This window comes from Pseudomonas sp. Mn2068, from assembly GCF_049319725.1.
In the GTDB taxonomy this organism is placed as follows: domain Bacteria; phylum Pseudomonadota; class Gammaproteobacteria; order Pseudomonadales; family Pseudomonadaceae; genus Aquipseudomonas; species Aquipseudomonas gingeri.
Map to the genome: position 1 here is coordinate 995544 of NZ_JBMOUG010000001.1, position 19585 is coordinate 1015128.

The 19585-nt window shown below is 62.9% G+C and carries 19 protein-coding genes and 1 pseudogene; 12 read left to right on the forward strand and 8 right to left on the reverse strand.

All coding sequences use genetic code 11. The features are described 5' to 3' along the window. Nucleotides 1-62: 62 nt before the first annotated feature. From ACL9RJ_RS04290 to ACL9RJ_RS04305, 4 genes are read left to right on the forward strand one after another with little or no spacing between them, the layout of a single operon-like run. The gene (locus tag ACL9RJ_RS04290) at nt 63-1205 is read left to right on the forward strand and encodes a fumarylacetoacetate hydrolase family protein (protein WP_017127529.1); all 1143 of its coding nucleotides are present in this window, start codon (nt 63-65) and stop codon (nt 1203-1205) included. Further along, complete coding sequence (locus ACL9RJ_RS04295) at nt 1202-2167, forward strand: C-terminal binding protein (protein ID WP_085983789.1); 966 nt, start codon at nt 1202-1204, stop codon at nt 2165-2167. The genes ACL9RJ_RS04290 and ACL9RJ_RS04295 overlap by 4 nt, the downstream gene beginning before the upstream one ends. Before the next feature lie 23 nt (nt 2168-2190). Beyond that, a complete protein-coding gene (locus ACL9RJ_RS04300; protein WP_017127531.1) occupies nt 2191-2952 on the forward strand; it encodes an SDR family NAD(P)-dependent oxidoreductase in 762 nt (253 codons plus the stop codon). Between the two features lie 9 nt (nt 2953-2961). Further along, nucleotides 2962-3996 (forward strand): NAD(P)-dependent alcohol dehydrogenase, encoded by a 1035-nt coding sequence (locus ACL9RJ_RS04305; protein ID WP_017127532.1) that lies wholly within the window; start codon nt 2962-2964, stop codon nt 3994-3996. A gap of 117 nt (nt 3997-4113) precedes the next feature. Here ACL9RJ_RS04305 and ACL9RJ_RS04310 read toward each other — a convergent pair whose 3' ends face one another. The 3 genes and pseudogenes from ACL9RJ_RS04310 to ACL9RJ_RS04320 form a co-directional block, all read right to left on the reverse strand. Further along, nucleotides 4114-4398 carry a hypothetical protein gene (locus tag ACL9RJ_RS04310; RefSeq protein WP_146049235.1) on the reverse strand — a complete coding sequence of 95 codons (285 nt, stop codon included), beginning with the start codon at nt 4396-4398 and terminating at the stop codon, nt 4114-4116. A 7-nt stretch (nt 4399-4405) separates the two neighbouring features. Continuing rightward, nucleotides 4406-4540: pseudogene (locus ACL9RJ_RS04315) on the reverse strand (RES domain-containing protein); the annotation flags it as partial. Nucleotides 4541-4589: 49 nt separating this feature from the next. Continuing rightward, complete coding sequence (locus tag ACL9RJ_RS04320) at nt 4590-5513, reverse strand: LysR family transcriptional regulator (RefSeq protein WP_017127533.1); 924 nt, start codon at nt 5511-5513, stop codon at nt 4590-4592. Nucleotides 5514-5641: 128 nt separating this feature from the next. Between ACL9RJ_RS04320 and ACL9RJ_RS04325 the strand changes: the two genes are divergently transcribed. Then, nucleotides 5642-6391 carry a creatininase family protein gene (locus ACL9RJ_RS04325; protein WP_017127534.1) on the forward strand — a complete coding sequence of 250 codons (750 nt, stop codon included), beginning with the start codon at nt 5642-5644 and terminating at the stop codon, nt 6389-6391. Nucleotides 6392-6470: 79 nt separating this feature from the next. Here the strand turns inward: ACL9RJ_RS04325 and mdeB are convergent, their stop codons facing one another. Continuing rightward, nucleotides 6471-9167, reverse strand: a complete 2697-nt coding sequence (gene mdeB / locus ACL9RJ_RS04330) for an alpha-ketoglutarate dehydrogenase (RefSeq protein ID WP_103033050.1) — start codon at nt 9165-9167, stop codon at nt 6471-6473. A gap of 117 nt (nt 9168-9284) precedes the next feature. On the opposite strand from mdeB, the gene ACL9RJ_RS04335 reads away from it, so the two are divergent. From ACL9RJ_RS04335 to ACL9RJ_RS04350, 4 genes are all read left to right on the forward strand, one after another. Next, nucleotides 9285-9758: an Lrp/AsnC family transcriptional regulator gene (locus ACL9RJ_RS04335; protein WP_370591011.1), complete on the forward strand. Its 474-nt coding sequence runs from the start codon at nt 9285-9287 to the stop codon at nt 9756-9758. 147 nt (nt 9759-9905) lie between these two features. Beyond that, nucleotides 9906-10310: a TIGR03757 family integrating conjugative element protein gene (locus ACL9RJ_RS04340; RefSeq protein ID WP_103033049.1), complete on the forward strand. Its 405-nt coding sequence runs from the start codon at nt 9906-9908 to the stop codon at nt 10308-10310. Beyond that, complete coding sequence (locus tag ACL9RJ_RS04345; RefSeq protein WP_042935956.1) at nt 10307-11254, forward strand: TIGR03756 family integrating conjugative element protein; 948 nt, start codon at nt 10307-10309, stop codon at nt 11252-11254. Before ACL9RJ_RS04340 ends, ACL9RJ_RS04345 begins: the two co-directional genes overlap by 4 nt. A 25-nt stretch (nt 11255-11279) precedes the next feature. Beyond that, complete coding sequence (locus tag ACL9RJ_RS04350; RefSeq protein ID WP_422764919.1) at nt 11280-12680, forward strand: integrating conjugative element protein; 1401 nt, start codon at nt 11280-11282, stop codon at nt 12678-12680. Between the two features lie 53 nt (nt 12681-12733). Here the strand turns inward: ACL9RJ_RS04350 and ACL9RJ_RS04355 are convergent, their stop codons facing one another. The 4 genes from ACL9RJ_RS04355 to ACL9RJ_RS04370 all read right to left on the reverse strand — a co-directional run bounded on the left by ACL9RJ_RS04355 (nt 12734) and on the right by ACL9RJ_RS04370 (nt 14830). Further along, the gene (locus ACL9RJ_RS04355) at nt 12734-13285 is read right to left on the reverse strand and encodes an STY4526/YPO1902 family pathogenicity island replication protein (protein ID WP_052328584.1); all 552 of its coding nucleotides are present in this window, start codon (nt 13283-13285) and stop codon (nt 12734-12736) included. A 63-nt stretch (nt 13286-13348) separates the two neighbouring features. After that, nucleotides 13349-13540: a hypothetical protein gene (locus tag ACL9RJ_RS04360; RefSeq protein ID WP_017127542.1), complete on the reverse strand. Its 192-nt coding sequence runs from the start codon at nt 13538-13540 to the stop codon at nt 13349-13351. A 307-nt stretch (nt 13541-13847) separates the two neighbouring features. Then, on the reverse strand, nt 13848-14402 hold the full coding sequence (locus ACL9RJ_RS04365) for a DUF4123 domain-containing protein (RefSeq protein WP_017127543.1): 555 nt from the start codon (nt 14400-14402) through the stop codon (nt 13848-13850). Continuing rightward, the gene (locus ACL9RJ_RS04370) at nt 14399-14830 is read right to left on the reverse strand and encodes a hypothetical protein (RefSeq protein WP_146049234.1); all 432 of its coding nucleotides are present in this window, start codon (nt 14828-14830) and stop codon (nt 14399-14401) included. The genes ACL9RJ_RS04365 and ACL9RJ_RS04370 overlap by 4 nt, the downstream gene beginning before the upstream one ends. A gap of 526 nt (nt 14831-15356) precedes the next feature. Here ACL9RJ_RS04370 and ACL9RJ_RS04375 point away from each other — a divergent pair. From ACL9RJ_RS04375 to ACL9RJ_RS04385, 3 genes are all read left to right on the forward strand, one after another. Then, the gene (locus tag ACL9RJ_RS04375; protein ID WP_042935957.1) at nt 15357-16751 is read left to right on the forward strand and encodes an MFS transporter; all 1395 of its coding nucleotides are present in this window, start codon (nt 15357-15359) and stop codon (nt 16749-16751) included. A 214-nt stretch (nt 16752-16965) separates the two neighbouring features. Then, the gene (locus ACL9RJ_RS04380) at nt 16966-18297 is read left to right on the forward strand and encodes an OprD family outer membrane porin (protein WP_017127546.1); all 1332 of its coding nucleotides are present in this window, start codon (nt 16966-16968) and stop codon (nt 18295-18297) included. Between the two features lie 255 nt (nt 18298-18552). Then, a complete protein-coding gene (locus ACL9RJ_RS04385; RefSeq protein WP_017127547.1) occupies nt 18553-19581 on the forward strand; it encodes a LacI family DNA-binding transcriptional regulator in 1029 nt (342 codons plus the stop codon). Nucleotides 19582-19585: the final 4 nt, after the last annotated feature.

Consider the following 19585-nt stretch of genomic DNA (forward strand, 5'->3'; position numbering starts at 1 on the left):
GCTTGACCGTGCTCAAAATCGAAACGTAGCATTACTAGATATCAACAATAAGGAAACCGCTCATGCTGCCCACCTCACTCAAACACGCCAAACTGGTCGGTCGGGTCTGGCTACCAGGCAAAGGTCCTTCGGTAGTCATCCTGCGGGACAACCTGCTGGTCGACATTACCGAGTCGGTCGTGTCGATGGCCGACTTCCTCGACAACAACCCGGCAGAACGTTTCGACTCATTGGCCGGCGAAGCGGTTGGCGATCTGGCCGACCTGATCCTCGACCCCTCCGAGATGGGCTATCACTCCGACCGCCCCTGCCTGCTGGCGCCCTGTGACTTCCAGGCACTCAAGGCCTGTGGCGTGACGTTTGCCCGCAGCATGGTCGAGCGCGTGATCGACGAACGCACCGCTGGCGATCCGGCCCGCGCCGATGAGCTGCGGGCACGGATCGGCTCGCTGATCGGCGACAGCCTTTCCAACGTCCAGGCCGGTTCGCCCAAGGCCGCCGAGATCAAGGCTGCGCTGATCGCCGAAGGCCTCTGGTCGCAGTACCTGGAAGTCGGTATCGGTCCGGACGCCGAAGTCTTCACCAAATCCCAGCCCATGGCGGCGGTCGGCTATGGCGCCCAGGTCGGTATCAACCGGATCTCGGAATGGAACAACCCCGAGCCCGAAGTCGTGCTGGCGGTGGACAGCCAGGGCAATATCCGTGGCGCCACCCTCGGCAACGACGTCAACCTGCGCGATGTCGAAGGGCGTTCGGCCCTGCTGCTGGGCAAGGCCAAGGACAACAATGCCTCCTGCTCGATCGGTCCGTTCATCCGTCTCTTCGACGAACACTTCACCCTCGACGATATCGAGAACGCCACCCTGACCCTGTCCGTCAGCGGCCTGGACGGTTTTGAAATGTCGGGTGGCTCGAACATGGCCGAGATCAGCCGCAAGCCGGCCAACCTGGTGGCGCAGACCCGCAACACCTCGCACCAGTACCCCGATGGTTTCATGCTGTTTCTCGGCACCATGTTCGCGCCGACCCAGGATCGTGAACAAAAGGGTTCGGGTTTCACCCACAAGGCCGGTGACCTGGTGGAAATCTCGACGCCGCTGTTGGGCACCCTGCGTAATACCGTCGTCTACTCCGACCAAGCCGCGCCCTGGACCTACGGCACCCGCGCACTGATGCGCAACCTGGCAAAGCGGGGGCTGCTATGAGCCGCACAACGATGAAACTGGTGGTCACCGACCAGGCCTTCGGCAACACCCGCCATGAAAAAGCCGCGGCGGAGGCTGCCGGCGCCGGGTTCTTCGAGCATCAGTGCCGCACCGAAGAAGAAACCCTGGAAGCGGTACGGGATGCGCATGCCGTACTGAACAACTTTGCGCCGATGACCCGCCGTGTGATGCAGGCGATGGCGCCGGGCGCGGTGATCGTGCGCTACGGCGTCGGTGTCGACAACGTCGACCTCGCCGCGGCCAGGGAAGTGGGAGTGCGTGTGTGCAACGTGCCGGACTACGGCATCGAAGAAGTGGCCGATCATGCTGCCGCCATGACCCTGGCCCTGGCGCGCAAACTCGACCACTACGGCACGGGCATCCGTGAGGGCGAATGGAAGATCGCGCAAATGGTCGATGGCGTGCGCTCATTGCGCGACACCACGGTCGGCCTGATCGGCCTCGGGCGGATTGCCCGTGCCTACGCGACCCGCATGGCGGTGTTCGGTTGCCGCATCATTGGCTTCGATCCCTATGTCACCCACCAGCAGGCCCGTGCCGCCGGGATCGAGCCGATGTCCCGCGAAGAGGTCATCAGCATGGCCAACGTGCTGTCGCTGCATGTGCCACTGACGCCCGAAACCCGCCATGTCATCGATGCCGCCGCCATCGCGCGCATGCCTCGTGGGACGATCCTGATCAACTGCTCCCGGGGTGGCCTGATCGACGAAACAGCCCTGAGCGCGGCGCTGGTCGGCGGCCACCTCTCCGGTGCCGGACTGGATGTCTTCGAGCAGGAGCCCCTGCCCACCGGTTCGCCACTGCGTACCGCGCCCCATGTGCTGATGTCGCCCCACGCGGCGTTCTTCTCGGACGCCTCGGTAGACACCCTGCAGCGCCTGGCCAGCGAAGAAGCGTTGCGCGGCCTGCGCGGCGAAGCGTTGCGTTGTGCGCTGACCTGAGAGCAGACCTGGAGGGACGGACGATGAACTACCGTGAAAAACAATCGCTGACCGGCAAGCTCGCACTGGTGACCGGCGCGGGCCAAGGCATCGGCGCGGCGATCGCCGAGGCGCTGGCCGCAACGGGTGCCGAGGTGATCTGCACCGATATCCTGCGCGAACGCGCCGAGGCCACCGCGCAGGCACTCAACGCCAAGGGCTACCAGGCCCGGGCCGAGGCCCTCGACGTGACCGACAGCACGGCGGTCAATGCCCTGGCCGCCGCGCTGCCGGCGCTGGACATCCTCGTCTGCAATGCCGGCATCGTGACCAATACCCCGGCAGAAGACATGAGCGACGCCGAATGGGACAAGGTCATCGGCGTCAACCTGGGCGGCGTGTTCCGCACATGCCGCGGCTTCGGCCGGCGGATGCTCGAGGCCGGGCGCGGCTCGATCATCAATATCGGCTCGATGTCCGGGCAGATCGTCAATGTTCCGCAGCCCCAGTGTCACTACAACGCCTCCAAGGCGGGGGTGCACCATCTGACCCGGTCCCTGGCGGTGGAATGGGCCGCACGCGGTGTCCGGGTCAATGCCGTTGCGCCCACCTATATAGAGACGCCCCTGCTGCAAGGGCTGGAAAGCCAGCCCGGGCTGATCGAGAGGTGGCTCGAAATGACGCCCGCCGGGCGCATGGGCCAGCCCCACGAAATAGCATCCCTGGTGCAGTTCCTGGCATCGGATGCAGCCAGCCTGCTGACGGGCTCCATCATCACGGCCGATGCCGGCTATACATGCATATGAGGTGTCACCATGGCACAGGCTCTTGTTCTCGAAAGTCCGCGTCAACTCGCCCTGCGCGAGATCGAACTGCCCGCCGTGCTGGGCACCAGGGACGTGCGCATACGCATGGATGTAGTCGGTATCTGTGGCAGCGACATTCACTACTATCGCCATGGCCGTATCGGCCCCTTTGTGGTCGATGCACCGATGGTCCTGGGTCATGAGGCCGCCGGCACGGTGCTGGAGTGTGGCGCGGAGGTGGTCGACCTGAGTCCGGGCGATCGGGTCTGCATCGAGCCCGGCATCCCGGATTTTTCCAGCCGCCCCAGCCGTATCGGCCAGTACAACCTCGATCCGTCGCTGACCTTCTGGGCAACGCCGCCAATCCATGGCTGCCTGACCTCGGAGGTGATACACCCGGCGACGCTGGTCTATCGCTTGCCCGCCACCATCAGCCAGGCCGAAGGGGCCATGGTCGAGCCCCTGGCCGTGGGTATGCAGGCTGCCACCAAGGCCGGCGTGCAACCGGGCGACGTGGCGCTGGTGCTGGGCGCCGGGACCATCGGCATTCTCACCGCACTCTGTGCATTGGCCGCCGGCTGTGCCCGTGTGCTGATCTTCGACCCGGCCGCCGAAAAGCTGCAGAACGTCGCACACTACCCGGGAATCGAGGCACTGACCGGCCCCGACCTGAGCGGCCAGGTGGCCGCATTGACGCAAAAGCGCGGTGTCGACCTGGTCTTCGAGTGCTCCGGCGCCGCCGCGGCCTTTGTCGATCTGGCGAGTCACCTGCGTCCCGGCGGCACCGTGATCTGTGTCGGCATGCCGGCATCCACGGTGGCCCTGGATATCGTCGCGCTGATGGTCAAGGAAATCCGCCTGGTGACGGTGTTCCGTTACGCCAACGTCTATGAACGCGCGATCGCCCTGCTGGCGAGCGGCAAGATCGACGTGAAGCCGCTGATCACCGCCAGCTACCCGTTCGACCGCTCGATCGAAGCCTTCGAGCGCGCCGACCAGGCGCTGCCACGGGACGTCAAGTTGCAGATCACCCTGCCCGCATGAGCGGCATTTGAACCTCACTTTCGGGCCACGCCTGCATGGGCATGGCCCGATTGCAAGGACTGATCACTTATAATGATGCGTATACAAACGCTTCGAAGGCTGCCGCTCTAGTCGGGTTCATATTTTTTTTGCTTCGGCAATAATGTCATTCGGGTCAGCAAAACTGCTTTTGCCCTTCGCAGATACAAGCGTGACAGGACTGCCCGCTGCAAAAGTGATTGTGCCACCGGAATCAACCATATTAATGGTCACATTTGAAGCGGAGGTGAGTACGTCAATCTGACGAGCTTCTCTTTCGCTGCAGGGCCAAACATACTCAATATTGGTATCTATCTCTGTGTATCGAAGACGCCCCATAAACACCTCAATTCCCTTTCCATAAGTAAATGCAGCCTTGAACAAACACGGCTTATTTGAACAACCGAGTATCTAGTCCAAACCCTTCCTGCGAGACAAGCCTGAACTGCCCTGCCGCCAGATCGCAACTCACCAGCAGATTCCACAAGTGCAGAGTCACTGCCGAAGGAGTCAGTACAAAAGGATACGACATTTGACCCAATCAAAACGCCAAATGTCGCCAACTGACCAACAATCTATATCGCCTCGCCGCCAGCAAACATCGGCAAACGCTGCAGCATCCAGCGCAACAACTCCTGGGGCGCTGCGGCCAGTGGCCGGCCAGACTTCACCAGCAGTTTCGCCTCGATGCCGAGGAACAATGGGTGATCGATCGGGACCGCTGCCAGCTCTCCCCGGGCGATTTCCCGGTAGGCGGCGAACTCGCCGAGCAACGAGGCAAAATCCCCGGATGCCACCAGGCGCTTGAGGGCGACCAGGGAGTTGCTCAGCAGGGCCGGCCGCACCTCGATCCCTTCGGCGAACTCCAGCATCTTCAGCGCATGACCGATGCCAAATGTGCTGGGCGTCAATACCAGCGGACAGGCCAGCATGTCCGCGACGGTGGCCGACCCTCCGCGTAAAGCCAGCGGATGATCGGGGCGCACCAGCAGAATCAGCGGTTGCGGCGACGTGGCCCGGTACTGGATATGCGGATGCGCGGGAGGATTGTAGGCCAGCCCGATGTGCGCACGATTCTCGGCGACCTCGCCCAGCACGTCGTCGACCGGCAGGATATCCAGGCTGATATCGAGTTTCGGATACTGCTTGCAGAACGGCGCCAGAACGCTGTCTGCCAGGGTCTCGACATAGCCCTCGCTGGTGACCACCCGCACATGCCCCTGCTGCAGGCCCTTGATGGCCTGCAACTGGTCTTCGAGCCGCTCCTGGTGCGATCGATAGCCACGCCAGAACTCCAGCAGGTGCGCGGCGGCCTCGGTTGGCCGGACACCACGGGCCTGGCGTTCGAACAGCCTGGCGCCGAGTTCTTCTTCCAGCAGCTTGATCTGGCGCGTGATGACCGAAGGCGAGGTATTGATGTTGTCCGCCGCCCCACGAATCGAACCGTGGACCAGCACCTCATGAAAATACCGCAGCCGTTGTTGATTGATCTCGCGCACGACGGGGCACTCCTCCGGACATGACTGTTGCTTGCAGGGCAACGATACATGAACTTGGTTGCTCTTGCTGATACCGACAGGCCGGAGCACCATGACTGGCAACAAACACAGACCCACGAGGAACCCACATGCTTTTACACCTGTCGACCTGGGCCGAGATCGGACAATTTCTCCAACGCAGCCGGACCATCGTGGTTCCCATCGGGTCCAACGAGCAGCATGGACCGACCGGCCTGCTGGGCACCGACTGGATGTGCCCGCAGATCATTGCCCATGAGGCGCAGAAAAACGCCGATATCCTCATCGCACCGACCTTCAATATCGGTATGGCCCAACACCATCTCGGCTTCGCCGGAACCATTTCCCTGCGGCCTTCGACTTTTATCGCCGCCATCGGCGACTGGACACGCTCGCTGGCCGGCCATGGCTTCGAGAAAATCCTTTTCCTCAATGGCCACGGCGGCAATATCGCCTCGATTGAAGCGGCGTTCTCGGAGCTTTACGCCGAAGCCAGTTTCGCCCGGCGCCCGGCAGGATTCGCCCTGAAGCTGTGCAACTGGTGGGATCTGGAGGGAGTCGGTGAACTGGCCCGCCAACAGTTTCCGACCGGGCATGGCTCCCATGCCACGCCATCGGAGATTGCGATCACGCAATGGGCCTATCCGGAAGCCATCAAGTCCGCCGAGTACTCACCGCAGATCGCACCCTCGGGCCCCATCCGCGAAGCCCTCGACTTCCGTGCCCGTCACCCGGACGGCCGCATGGGTTCGGACCCGGCCCTGGCGACACCGGAAAAAGGTCGCGAACTGGTGATGCTGGCGGCACAGAGCCTGGTGCGCGAACTCGATGCCTTCAGCCGGGAACCGATGCCCGGTTGATTCGGCGCCCGAGACACGAGCGCACTCCCGCGGCGGACCGTCCAAAGCCCGCCCCGGGAAGGACATGCCGTCCGGGCGCTCAGCAGGTCCAGGCACTGTCGCTGTCGACCGCCAGGGCGTAGCGCTCGATAGCCTGGGCACACAGGCTGCGATCGAGATGCCCTTCGTCGGCCAGTGCCGACAAGGCGGCCAGGACGATGTGATGACGGTCCACCTCGAAAAAGTCGCGCAACGCCGCCCGGGTATCGCTGCGCCCGAAGCCGTCGGTCCCCAGCACGCAGTAGCGCGACTCGATGTATGAGCCGATCAGCTGCGGCAAGGCGCGGACATAGTCCGACACCGCAATCACCGGCGCGCCCTTGGGCAGGCAGTCGGCCAGATGGCTTTGCCTGGCGTGTTCCAGCGGGTGCAAACGGTTCCAGCGTTCGACCTCACGGGCCTCCCGGGCCAGTTCGCTGAAACTGGTGACGCTCCAGACTTCACTGTCGATCTGCCAGTCGCTGGCCAACAGTTCGGCGGCCGCCTGGGCTTCGCGCAGGATCGTGCCCGAGCCCAGCAGCCGCACCTGGCCTTTCGGCGTCGGTTCCCCCGGCTCGCTCAAACGGTACATGCCACGAATGATGGATGACTCTACCCCCTCAGGCAGCGAGGGTTGCGCGTAGTTTTCATTCATCAGGGTGACGTAGTAGAACTCGTCGACCTCATGTTCCATCATCTGGCGCATACCGTGATCGAGGATGACCGCGAACTCGCTGGCAAAGGCCGGATCGTAGGCGCGACAGTTCGGGATGGTGGAGGCGATCAGGTGGCTGGAGCCGTCCTGGTGCTGCAGCCCCTCGCCACCCAGGGTGGTACGCCCTGCGGTCGCGCCCAGCAGGAAACCTCGCGCCCGCTGGTCGGCAGCGGCCCAGATCAGGTCACCGACACGCTGGAAACCGAACATCGAGTAGTAGATGTAGAACGGCAGCATGCGCAAGCCGTGGACCGAATAGCTGGTGGCCGCCGCCACCCAGGAGCTGATGGCGCTGGCCTCGCTGATCCCTTCTTCGAGTATCTGGCCGTCGGTAGCTTCGCGATAGCTGAGAATCGAACCGATGTCCTCCGGCTCGTAGCGCTGCCCGACGCTGGAGTAGATGCCGATCTGTCGGAACAGGTTGGCCATGCCGAAGGTACGGGCCTCGTCGGCGACGATGGGAACGATCCTCGGTCCCAGTTGCCTGTCCTTGAGCAGGTTGCCGAGCATCCGCACAAAGGCCATCGTGGTGGACATCTCCTTGCCCTCGGCCCGGGTGGAGAACCCCGCATACCCGTCGATGGCCGGGACAGTCACCGGCGCGGCTTCGCGGTTGCGCGACGGTACGCTGCCGCCGAGCAGTTCGCGGCGATGGCGCAGATAACGCATTTCCGCACTGTCTTCAGCCGGTTTATAGAAGCTCAGGGTTTCCACTTGTTCATCCGACAGCGGCAGGCGGAAACGGTCGCGAAAGGCCAGCAGCGCTTCCCGATCGAGTTTCTTCTGCTGGTGCGTGGTCATCTTGCCCTGCCCGGCCTCCCCCATGCCGAAGCCTTTCTTGGTCTGGGCCAGGATCACCGTCGGCCGGCCTTCGTGCAGGCTCGCCGCCCGGTAGGCGGCATGGATCTTGAGCATGTCATGGCCGCCGCGCTTGAGACGGTCGATCTGTTCATCGCTCATGCCTCGAACCAGCCGGGCCAGGGCTTCGTCCTGTCCAAAGAAGTGTTCGCGGTTATAGGCGCCGTCCTTGGCGGCAAAGGTCTGGAACTGGCCATCGACGGTTTGCGACAGCGTACGCACCAGCAGGCCGTCATCGTCCCGCGCCAGCAGCGCGTCCCAGTCCGAGCCCCAGACCAGCTTGATCACGTTCCAGCCAGCTCCCTGGAACAACGCTTCCAGTTCATCGATGATCCGCCCGTTGCCGCGCACCGGACCGTCCAGGCGCTGCAGGTTGCAGTTGACCACCCAAGTCAGGTTGTCCAGCCCTTCCCGGGCCGCCAGGGTCAGGGCCGACATGCTTTCCGGCTCATCCATCTCGCCATCGCCGAAGACGCCCCACACATGGCGGTCGGTGGTGTCCTGCAGGCCGCGATGGTACAGGTAGCGCATGAACCGCGCCTGGAAAATCGAGCTGATGGGACCGATGCCCATCGAGCCGGTGGGGAACTGCCAGAAGTCCGGCATCAGCCAGGGATGCGGGTAACTGGACAAGCCCTGGACACCGGCCTTGCGCGCGCTGATCTCCTGGCGATAGTGCTCCAGTTCGCGCTCGCCCAGGCGCCCTTCGAGAAAGGCGCGGGCATAGATGCCCGGTGCCGAGTGCGGCTGGTAGAACACCAGGTCGCCGTCGAAGCGATCGCCACGGGCCCGGAAGAAATGGTTGAAGCCGACCTCGAACAGGTCCGCCGCACTGGCATAACTGGCGATATGTCCGCCCAGTTCGCCATAGGCGCGATTGGCGCGGACCACCATGGCCAGGGCATTCCAGCGGGTAATCGATGCCAGGCGTTCCTCGGTGGCGAGGTCGCCGGGAAAGCGCGGTTGTTGCTCGACCGCAATGCTGTTCACGTAGGGACTGTTGGAGGGCGGCTGCCAGGCGACTGCCGGGGTCCGCGCGATCTCGGCCAGCATGTCGAGCACCTGCCTGGTTCTCTGCGGGCCGCTGTTGGCCAACAGCGACTGCAAGGCGTCACGCCACTCCTGCAGTTCATCGCTGTCTGCCGTGGCTTGTGCAATGGAATCGATAGAGTCAAAACGGTTCATTGGCGCCTCCTCTTTTTCTTATTAGTCTATGCCGGGCCAGGCAATTTTTTTGACCGTTATGAAGCAAAAACCGCATGCTTTGCGGCATAAAAGTCCGCCAACAATAAAACTGGAAGCATAATGAACTTCGATAATATCGACTTGAAGATCCTCCGGGAGCTGCAAAGGGACAGCAGCCTGTCCAACGTGGAATTGGCCAGGCGCGTGCATCTCTCGCCCTCGCCCTGCCTGACTCGCGTCAAGGCCCTGGAGGCCTCCGGCTGCATCCGCGAATACGTGGCCCTGCTGGCGCCCGAGCACCTGGGCCTGCGTTTGAACGTGTTTATCTCCATCAGCCTGAAACAGCAGGGACGCGAGGCGCTGCAGAATTTCGAACGGCAGATCTGCGAATGCGACGAAGTGATGGAGTGCTACCTGATGACGGGCGACGCCGATTATCTGATCCGCGTGGTCATGGCGGACATGCAGGCGCTGGAGCATTTCATCATCGAACGGCTGTCGCCGATGCCGGAAGTCGAAAAAATCCGCTCCAGCCTGTCGTTGAAACAGGTGCGCTACAAGACAGCCCTGCCGTTGAGCAAGGAGCACTGAGCCGCTTCGCCCCAGCCGCCTCGTTTGCGGAACGGGGCGAGGGTCTTCCCGTGCCGGCAGGAAACTCCCGGGCACAAATCAGTTTTCCTGCTGTGACCATGGCCCGTTTTGCAGAGGATCCAGGCTTCTGCCACTCGGATCTTGCCCATGAATCTCTCACCTTCCCTGCCGCAGGTTGGCGCCGTCGCCCTGCTGGCTCTTGCTCCAGCCTGCTTCGCCAGCACCTGGGTCATCACCGACTCGGCCCATCCCGTTGAAGTACCGGCGGACGTCCGCCTGATCCATCTCGATCGCCTCGATCACCTGGAGGTGATGCTTTCCAAGGGCCTTCCCGCCGACCCTGAAGAGGCACAGGCGGTATTCCAGGAAAACATGACCGCCGAATCCAGCGCGGACATCAGTCGTGCCCACCAGGACATCGTGGACGCCTGGAGCCTGGGGATCACCCGGATCCCGGCCGTTGTCGTCGATCACCGCTATGTCGTCTATGGCGATCCGAATCTGGAGCGGGCACTGGCGAAGATCGAACGGTTCCGGAGGGGCAAGCCATGAGTCATCGTTTACCGCGATGGGTTGCCAGGTCATGGCTTCCGGCATGGCTGGCGCTGTCCTATTGCGCCATGAGCCCGGCCCTGGACACCGCAGCCATCGTTCCCAGCGTCGCGTCGTCGAGCTGCCTGGAATACCAGGTCGTGGGGGTGTGCTACTGGTTGCGTTGCACCACCTTCGGCTGCGAGGTCAAAACTTCTTCGAAGGTTCGCCATTACGTACCGGATGCCGTGGTCTCCAGCTACTCTTCGACAGGACGCAATCCCTGGGTCGAAGTCCGGGCCCTGAGCGCGGCCACCCCGGGGGCACAGGGTGGCGGCAGCGGCACCAGCGGCGCCCCGCACGAAAACAATCTCTCGGTGTTCAAGAACGTCGACGTGATCGGTCATCCCGGAATCGCCGCGTTCAATGCCTTTGCCAGCGGCTCGGGCTACACCTGCGAAGGTGCCGGCACGCCCTATGTGCCCAATCTGCTCAGCACCCTGGACACGCTCGGCTGGCGCCACGGCATTCCGGAAAGCGTCTTCCCGCAGTCACTGATCCCGGGACTGCGGGAAATCGGCAGCCGGCTCGCGTCGAACCTGTGGGGAAGTGTCTACCCGCGCAGCGGCTTTGTGCACCAGCCCGACGACTACAAGGCTTCCGCCGTGACGGCCCAGCGCGCGGGCGACATCGTGACCCGCCCCGGACAGGCACATGTCTATCGACCACTTCTGGCGCCGGCCGGTCCGGGCTACTGGCCTGCCGGGGAGCTGCGCGAGTCCGATGCGCAGACCGGCAAATGGCAGGCGTTGACGCCCACCGCCAGTACCACCTGTTCGGTCTTCCCCGAACCGGGGCCCCACCTCCAGGCCATCGATGGCGGCTACGCCTGGTCGCTGTGGCGCCCCTACACCTGCTGCAAGCGAGAAGGACAGACCTTTCTCGGCAGCACCGGCCCTCACTGATTGTCTTTCATCACGGAGCACTGCCATGACTCGGATATCCCTTTTTCCACGCCCTTGCCCCAGCCCCTGGCCGGTCCTGATCGTCGCCCTGGCCAGCCTGCCCCTCCTCGCCGCCCCGCCCGGTTTCAGCGGTGCCGGCAGTGTCATCGGTGACGACGTGTTGTACCGCATCGGCGGCGGCAATGCGGTGAACATGGGACGTGCCGGCAGCATGCAAAGCATCGGCGTCGGCGTGGGCTGGAACAACAATCTCATGTGCGGAAACATGGACCTGTCCACCACCCTGCATAACCAGCTCAACGGCATCACCGACGGTTTCCAGAGCATCATGGGCAGCCTCATCCAGAACGCCACCGGTGCCGTCGCCTCGCTGCCGGCACTGATCATCCAGCGAGCAGACCCGGGCCTGTACAACCTGCTCACCAACGGCATCCTGCAGGCCCGGCTGGACTTCGACCGGTCCAAGGCCAGTTGCCGTGCCATCGCCGAACGCATGGTCAACGTCGCCGGCAACCAGAGCAGTTGGGGCGCCCTCGCCGAAGGCCAGGCGATCAAGGAGGCCATTGTCCAGAACCAGGACGCCGTGGCCGTGACCGCCCAGGCCGAATCAGACAAGGGCAACACCGGCATTCCCTGGGTGGGTGGCGACAAGGCCGGCGGCAAGCAGCAGCCACCGATCCAGGTGATCGGGGAGGTGACCCGGGCCGGCTACAATCTGCTCAATGGCCGCAGCGCCACGGATACCGCGAGCATCGCGCCCGCCGCCTGCAACAGCGGCCTGCTGTGCGATACCTGGCAGTCCCCGGATGAGGCAGCGGCGTTTGCCAACCGCGTTCTCGGGGAAGTCCAGCAGCAGACCTGCGAAGGCTGCACCCCGAGCACGGCCACCGCCGGGGTCGGCCTGACCCCGCTGATCCAGGAAGAGTACGAGAGCAAGCTGCAGGCGCTGCAAGCGCTGATTGCCGGCAGCAAGCCGACCAGCCTGGAGAATCTGGCCGAGGCCGGCAGCCATTCGATGCCCATCACTCGCGGCATCATCACTGCCTTGCGCGACGAACCCGATCAGGAACTGCTGGCGCAACGCCTGGCTTCGGAAATCGCCGTCACCAGCGTGCTGGAAAAGGCCCTGCTGCTGCAACGCGCCCTGCTGGCCGGCAACAAGGAACCCAATGTCGCCGCCAACGAGATCGCCACGCAGACCATCGACGGCGAGCGCGACGCCTTGCAGCAGGAAATCACCAACTTGCGGACCGAGCTTGAACTGCGGCGTTCGCTCACCAGCAACTCCCCCGCCGCCATCATTGCCCGTCATCAGGAACGCAAGGACAACTCGCGCACCATCTACGAAGGCGACCCGGACACCAACCGCCTCGAATCGATGGAAAAAAACCTCAACGGCAACGGCCACGGCAGTCCACGCCCCTGATCAGGCGCGCCCTCGCCGCCATCTTGCCGCGGGGCGCGTCCATCAACCGGCCGTCACACCAGCCCTTGTTCGATCCAGCTCTGGACAAGGCTCCAGACCATGGTCAGGTTCAATTCCGGCTCACATTCGGTCATCCCCATGGCGACGAGCAGCACCGCTCGCGGGTCCCCCGGGTCCGTCGCCTGTTCCTTGGTCAGGCGCACCCAGTGCTCCCAGAGGCAGAGTTCCTCCTCGGCACCGACCTGGGGCCAGCGGCCCTTGCGATGGGGGATGCCCAACATCGTGCGGCGGATGGCGACTTCCTTGGCCGACAGGCCGAAAAGCTCGAGGATCATCGGAGAACTGGCACCCAGGGTGATCGCGCGGCTGATCAGATCCTCCTCCTCGCTGTCCTTGACGTGGCTCAGCAGCCGGTGGACGACCGGACCATTCACCACCACCTTGAACCAGGGCACCGGCGAGTTCACCAGGGCCCCCATGCAATGGGGATCGATCAGGGTCTGCAGGTCTTTCTCTTCAAGGCCCATGGCCAGGCAATTGCGCAACTGGCCGTTCTTGATGTTGTTCATGATCTGAAAGGCGACTGCCAGATTCAAGGCGTGCACATAAACCTCCACTACTCCATGTGTCAGATAACGGCCCCGCTCTCGGGCCGGTCATTGTCAGTTTCAGCAATCCTTCGGCTCGGCGACATCCCGGCAATAGTCCCCACGCTCGACACTCAGTATCTCGACACCCGCCCAGCCCTCCATGCGACAGGCCAGCTCATAGACAAAGCGCCGGTTCCTCGATTGCTCAGTGCTGAGCTTGAGTTGGACGGTGCAGACGTCTTCGCCAGTGGTATCAGGACTCAAATCCATTTGTTGTTCTCCCTGTGATCGCTATCGCATCAGGCGCGATAGACGCTGATGGCTGAGCGGCCGAAGTGAACTTTCCTCGGCTGGCCTGCGAAATCATTCCACAGGTTCACAGCCACATCCGTCTCCACAACCGCCCAGGTTTGTGATGTCCTAATTATGTAGTTTTCCGACATGGAACTTTCTGTCAGACAAAGCGCTTGATTGGAGGGAAAAGGCAGGCATCGCTTGTGAGGCGTGCTTTCACCTTCGTCGATCCGGCAAAAGGATCGCACCGGGCCGGCGTTGCTTTCTGTTCGCAAGCCTTCCGCTACAGGCCGGATAACCGTCCTGAAGTGATGCGCAGGGTCTGATCCGCCCGGTCGAACAGTCGATATGCCGTGCCCTGCTCCGATTCGACGAACAGGCTCGTCATGGGCCCGAGGAACTGCGTGAATTCAGCGTCGGTACAGGTGGGCAGGAAGATCGACAGCACCCGCGGATCGTAGAAGCGAAACAGCAGGCGCCTGCCGTCTTCCGTCCGTACCCGCAGAAACTTCTTGAAGTGCAGGCGGACCCGCGACATCGCCAGCGAGGCCGGGGCTACGATGAAGATTCCCCAGGCATTGCCCCAGCCCCTTTCCAGCAGTTCCAGGGTGGCCGGCGACCCACGTGTCAGTTGCACAAGGTAAGGCGCAGCGGCCCGCAGGCGCGGAGTCAACTGCCCGGAGTACAGGCACCAGAATCTCAGCGAGCCGTAGCGCACCGCTCTGGATATTCCCGGATCGCGCGCGCCGTCGAGCAGCCAGTACACCTGATGATCGGCGCCCTCCTGAGAATCGGGCCATAACAGTGCGGTCAGTTGCTCGAGTTCGCCGGCGTTCATCCCTGCCCCTGTTCCAGGCGTTGCAACCGCGCGCGCTCGCACTCCTCACAGAACGGCGTCGCACTTCTGGCCGCCTCCTCCAGCATCGCAGCCTCGACATCCTGTGCGGCGTCGACACTCTCCCGCGATACCGGCACCACCGTCGCCAGTTCGATCTGGGTCCTGGGGACGGGGGCAGGTCCTGTCGGGCGCGGTGCCGGTGGCCTGGCGGCAGCCCCGGCGGCGGATCCCGGCTGCCGGATCGGCGCCGTCGGTTGCCGGGCAAGCAGATACGCACACAAGGTGCCGGACTGCAGCCTGCGCGATAGCTGCCGCAGGACTTCTTCGTCGGCCATGAAGTGGGTCACGGGCAACTGGCCCGAGAGCAAGGTGCGCACGCGATGGACCTCGCCAGGGCCCTGGAAATAGCGCCGGACAAAGCTTTCCACCTGCCATGTCTCGCGCAGGTCTATTTTCGTCGCCGGCGCGTCACCGCCGTCGGCCCCATTCCTTGACCCGGATCGAGCGGGGCCCGTCTCGGTTCGATCGCGGATTTCGATCCGGTCCAACCCGCTGAAAAAACATAACCGCATCGGCCGAGGGTCCCCCAGGGAAGAAACAATGCGCGGACATCGGCTGCCGCCTTGCAGGGGCCGTCAACGCACACGCCAGGCCCTGACTACCATAGCAGCTCAATCCATTTGCGCTGGCGCGCCGATGGTCCTGTACGCGCCGCGTCGGCCCATCGGGCAACCTGTCATTCGACTGCAATACAACCCTGCCTAAGATCGCCCCGCGTTCAGGTCAATTGATTACCCGTATCGGCCTTCGAGGTGTATCCCGAGGCCGATTTTCAAGGATAGGAATCTACGCGCGTAGATAACCGTGAAAACACGGCAACAGCGCGGTTATCGACACCAGGACAGAGCCTTTCGACAGGCCTGTGCGGGCCATCCTCAGATCAGGAGTTTTTTGATGTCCACAGTTGAAAGTGCCGCTCGATCCACCGCCTTCGGGGTGCGTGGTGCAGCGGATGAAAGTTTGATGACCCCGCAGGGACGCCGGGAGTTGTATCGCGCCACCCTCGCCTGCTGGCTGGGCACGGCCATGGAGTATGCGGACTTCGCCCTCTATGGCCTGGCCGCCGGACTTATCTTCGGCGACGTGTTTTTCCCCAATGTCAGCCCGGCCATGGCCCTGCTTTCCACGTTCGCGACCTGGTCCGTGGGCTTTGTCGCACGGCCGATCGGGGCGCTGTTCTTCGGCTGGCTGGGCGATCGCAAGGGGCGCAAGGTGGTGATGATCGCCACCGTGGTGCTGATGGGCGCTTCCACCACCCTGATCGGCCTGATCCCCGGTTATGCATCGATCGGTATCTGGGCCCCCATCTGCCTGGTGGTACTGCGCTTCACCCAGGGTTTTGGTGCCGGGGCCGAACTGGCTGCGGGTACGGTGATGCTGGGCGAATTCGCCCCGGCCAGACGCCGGGGCCTGGTCTCGTCGGTAATTGCCCTCGGCTCGAACAGCGGCACCCTGCTGGCTTCGATGGTCTGGCTGGCCGTGGTGCAAATGGATCAACAGCAATTGCAGGAATGGGGATGGCGCATTCCCTTCCTGTGCAGCTCGCTGATTGCCCTGGCCGCCCTGTGGATCCGCCGCAATCTGCGGGAAACGCCGGTGTTCGAACTCAGGAAGGCCGAGTTGCAAGCCCAGCGTGACAACAGCATCGCCTCCCTCGCCAGCCTTGAACAGCCTGCCGGGTTCTGGAAAGGCAGCCGCTCCTTTTTCACCATGATCGGCCTGCGTATCGGCGAGAACGGCCCGTCCTATCTGGCCCAGGGGTTTATCGTCGGCTATGTGGTGAAGGTGCTCGCGGTGAACAAATCGGTCGCGACCCAGGCCGTGTTGATCGCCTCGATCCTGGGTTTCCTGATCATCCCGCTGGCCGGCTGGCTTTCCGATCGCTTTGGCCGACGCATCATCTACCGCTGGTTCTGCCTGCTGCTGATGCTCTATGCCTTCCCCGCCTTCATGTTGCTCGACTCCCGCGACCCGACCATCGTCACCGCCACCATCGTGCTCGGCATGGGCCTGGCGTCCCTGGGGATCTTCGGCGTGCAGGCGGCCTGGGGGGTTGAAATGTTCGGCGTGAGAAACCGCTACACCAAGCTGGCCATGGCCAAGGAACTGGGTTCGATTCTCTCAGGCGGCACCGCGCCACTGATCGCCGCCGCGCTGCTGTCCTGGACCGGTCACTGGTGGCCGATTGCGACGTACTTTGTCGCGATGGCGGGGATTGGCTTGCTGACGACCTTTGTCGCACCGGAAACCCGGGGCCGCGATCTCAACGCACTGGAAGATGCCATCTGACCGGCCAACAGTTGGCCCCCGTTCATCCGACTGCGCCGCCCCGGTTGCATGAACCCGGGCAATGACACTGCGCATCAACAGCACGGCACTGAAACAACCCGCTGCATCACCGAGAACTTCCAACGCCTCATAGAAGGCGCAAACCCGCACGGCCGTTATTGACTGGCCGGGCAAAACCACGCCTGTCCATCGGCAAACTCATAGGAGCAACGTAATGAAAAGAGCCACTCTCGCACTGGCGGTAACCAGTAGCATCCTGGCCCAACAGGCAACGGCCGCAGGCTTTATCGAAGACAGTACCGCCGCGGTCAGCTCGCGCACTTACTACCTGCGCAGTGACAATCCCAACGCCCCGGGTGTCGACCAGGACGAAGTGACACAGGGTTTCAAACTGGACTATCTCTCGGGTTTCACCCAGGGAACGGTCGGCTTCGGCCTCGATGTCCAGGCCATGCAGGCCTACAACCTCTCCGGGGGTATCCAGCACCCGAACGCCAATACGCAGAACTCATTCGCCCCCGTGGATTCCGACGGCAGCCCGGTCGACAGCTGGAGCCGGCTGGCGGGCAATGCCAAGGTGCGGGTGTCGAAGACCGAGTTCCACGCCGGCGGCGCACTGTCGCCCAACCTGCCGATCCTGGTGGCCAACGATGGCCGGCTGCTGCCGCAAACCTTCGAAGGGGTGACGGTGACATCGAAAGACATCGACAACCTGACCATCAACGCCGGGCAACTGAGTCGCTCGACGGGACGCGCGTCCTCCAATGCCACGGGACTGGCGATCGCCGGCGGCACCCGCGCCAGCAACCATTTCACTTATGCCGGCGCGGACTGGAAAGTGACGCCGGATACCACCCTGCAGTACTACCACGCCGATCTGAGCGATTATTACAAACAGGACTTCTTCGGTCTCTTGAATACGACCCGAATCAGTGACAACTCCAGATTCAAGACCGACCTGCGCTACTTCAACAGTACTTCCCAAGGCAAGAATGGCACGACCGGCTATCTCTTCAATAACAACGGCGGTTATGCCAGCGAACCCGGGAAAGTCGACAACAGCACCTGGAGTGCCGCTTTTACCTACTACCTGGGCGGCAGCGCGTTCATGCTGGGGCGCCAGCAAGTGTCCGACTCGGGCGGCGTGGTCTATCTGAACCAGGGCAGCGTGCTCGGCGGTGCCGGCAACAACGAAGGCAACGGCGGCGCCAGTGTCTATCTGATTACCGACGTGATGGATAACTCTTTCATCCGCGCGGGAGAAAACACCAACTTTGCCCAGTACTCCTATGACTTCGCGGCACTTGGCGTACCCGGCCTCTCGGCATCGGCCCTCTATCTCCATGGCGACCACATCCGTGGCAACGACGGTTCCCGCTACTCGGAATGGGAACGTGACATGCGCATCGACTACGTGGTGCAGAGCGGTTTCCTCAAAGGTTTCGGCACCTCGCTGCGCGAAGGCAGCTTCCGCAGCGGTATTCCGAACGTCGCCGCGGTCGATCAGGCCCGGCTGATCTTCAGTTACACCTACACCTTCTTCTGATCAGTCGACACAAGGCCGGGAAAAGGGGCTGCAGGCGGCTCAAGGGAACCCTCCAGGGGTCATCAAACTGAAATAAAACAGCAGTGATAATGTCCTATGTCATACATCGGTAATGGTCTGCTCATGAAGTGCCGCTTCCCTTCATCCACCCCAGCCCCCTTTTCCGTTTTTTTTCGGCGCGGGAATCTACGCGAGTAGACCCGCTACCCAGAAGCCTTTGGATGTCTGTCCGCTCACAAGAAATGGAAGGTAATCTTGACGAAACAGAATGCAAGCCGCGTGACCCGGGACGATGTCGCCCGCGAGGCCGGAACCTCGGTGGCGGTGGTCAGCTACGTGATCAACAACGGCCCCCGGCCGGTCGCCAAGGCTACCCGCCAGCGCGTGCTGGACGCCATCAAAAGCACCGGTTACCGACCCAATGGTGTGGCCCAGGCACTGGCCTCCGGCAAGACCAGGACCTATGGACTGGTCGTTCCCAACATCTCCAATACCTTCATCGCCTCCTTTGCCCATGCCCTGCAACAGGAGGCCCTGGACAACGGCCTGGTCATCCTGCTGGGTGACTCGGGCGACTGCCGCAAGCGCGAGTTGAACCTGATCAACAGCCTGCTGAGCCAGCGCGTCGATGGCCTGTTCTACACCAGCGTCGACCGTCATCCGCATATCGACCTGATCCAGGCCAGCGGCACGCCGTTCGTCATGCTCGACCGGGTCGACCCCAGGCTCGCCGTCAATATGCTGCGGGTCGACGAGCGCGCCGCGGCCCGCCAGGTCACCGCGCACCTGCTGGGCCATGGATACCGCGAGGTCGGCATCATCGCCGGGCCGCTGGACATGCTCAACGCCCAGGATCGTCTGAATGGCTGGCGTGACGCATTGACCGAGAACGGGATCGAGGAGCGTCCCGAATGGATATTCCCCACGAGCTACACACGCCAGGGTGGCTATGACGCGACCCGGCGCATGCTGGCCGAAGGTCGCCCTCCCCGTGCCTTGTTCTGCTCCAACGAGGCCCAGGCCATAGGCTGCATCCGCGCCCTGTCGGAGCACGGCCTGAAAGTCCCCGGGCAGGTAGCGCTGGTCTGCTTCAACGGCACCGAGGAATCGGCGTTCTACGCCCCGTCACTGACCACCGTCTGCCAACCCGTCAGGGAAATGGCCAAGGCCGCCATTGCGATGCTGCTGGCCTGGGATGGCGAGGTGAAACTGCAAGAGTTTTCCCATCGCCTGGTGATTGGTGAGTCCTGTGGATGCCATGTCGTGAAAACACCGCAAGCCTGAAAAA

Excerpts from the sequence above, each read along its gene's own strand:
- ACL9RJ_RS04290 (WP_017127529.1), top strand. The coding sequence starts at position 63 with ATGCTGCCCACCTCACTCAAACACGCCAAACTGGTCGGTCGGGTCTGG.
- ACL9RJ_RS04295 (WP_085983789.1), top strand. The coding sequence starts at position 1,202 with ATGAGCCGCACAACGATGAAACTGGTGGTCACCGACCAGGCCTTCGGC.
- ACL9RJ_RS04300 (WP_017127531.1), top strand. The coding sequence starts at position 2,191 with ATGAACTACCGTGAAAAACAATCGCTGACCGGCAAGCTCGCACTGGTG.
- ACL9RJ_RS04305 (WP_017127532.1), top strand. The coding sequence starts at position 2,962 with ATGGCACAGGCTCTTGTTCTCGAAAGTCCGCGTCAACTCGCCCTGCGC.
- ACL9RJ_RS04325 (WP_017127534.1), top strand. The coding sequence starts at position 5,642 with ATGCTTTTACACCTGTCGACCTGGGCCGAGATCGGACAATTTCTCCAA.
- mdeB (WP_103033050.1), bottom strand. The coding sequence starts at position 9,167 with ATGAACCGTTTTGACTCTATCGATTCCATTGCACAAGCCACGGCAGAC.
- ACL9RJ_RS04340 (WP_103033049.1), top strand. The coding sequence starts at position 9,906 with ATGAATCTCTCACCTTCCCTGCCGCAGGTTGGCGCCGTCGCCCTGCTG.
- ACL9RJ_RS04345 (WP_042935956.1), top strand. The coding sequence starts at position 10,307 with ATGAGTCATCGTTTACCGCGATGGGTTGCCAGGTCATGGCTTCCGGCA.
- ACL9RJ_RS04350 (WP_422764919.1), top strand. The coding sequence starts at position 11,280 with ATGACTCGGATATCCCTTTTTCCACGCCCTTGCCCCAGCCCCTGGCCG.
- ACL9RJ_RS04360 (WP_017127542.1), bottom strand. The coding sequence starts at position 13,540 with ATGGATTTGAGTCCTGATACCACTGGCGAAGACGTCTGCACCGTCCAA.
- ACL9RJ_RS04365 (WP_017127543.1), bottom strand. The coding sequence starts at position 14,402 with ATGAACGCCGGCGAACTCGAGCAACTGACCGCACTGTTATGGCCCGAT.
- ACL9RJ_RS04375 (WP_042935957.1), top strand. The coding sequence starts at position 15,357 with ATGTCCACAGTTGAAAGTGCCGCTCGATCCACCGCCTTCGGGGTGCGT.
- ACL9RJ_RS04380 (WP_017127546.1), top strand. The coding sequence starts at position 16,966 with ATGAAAAGAGCCACTCTCGCACTGGCGGTAACCAGTAGCATCCTGGCC.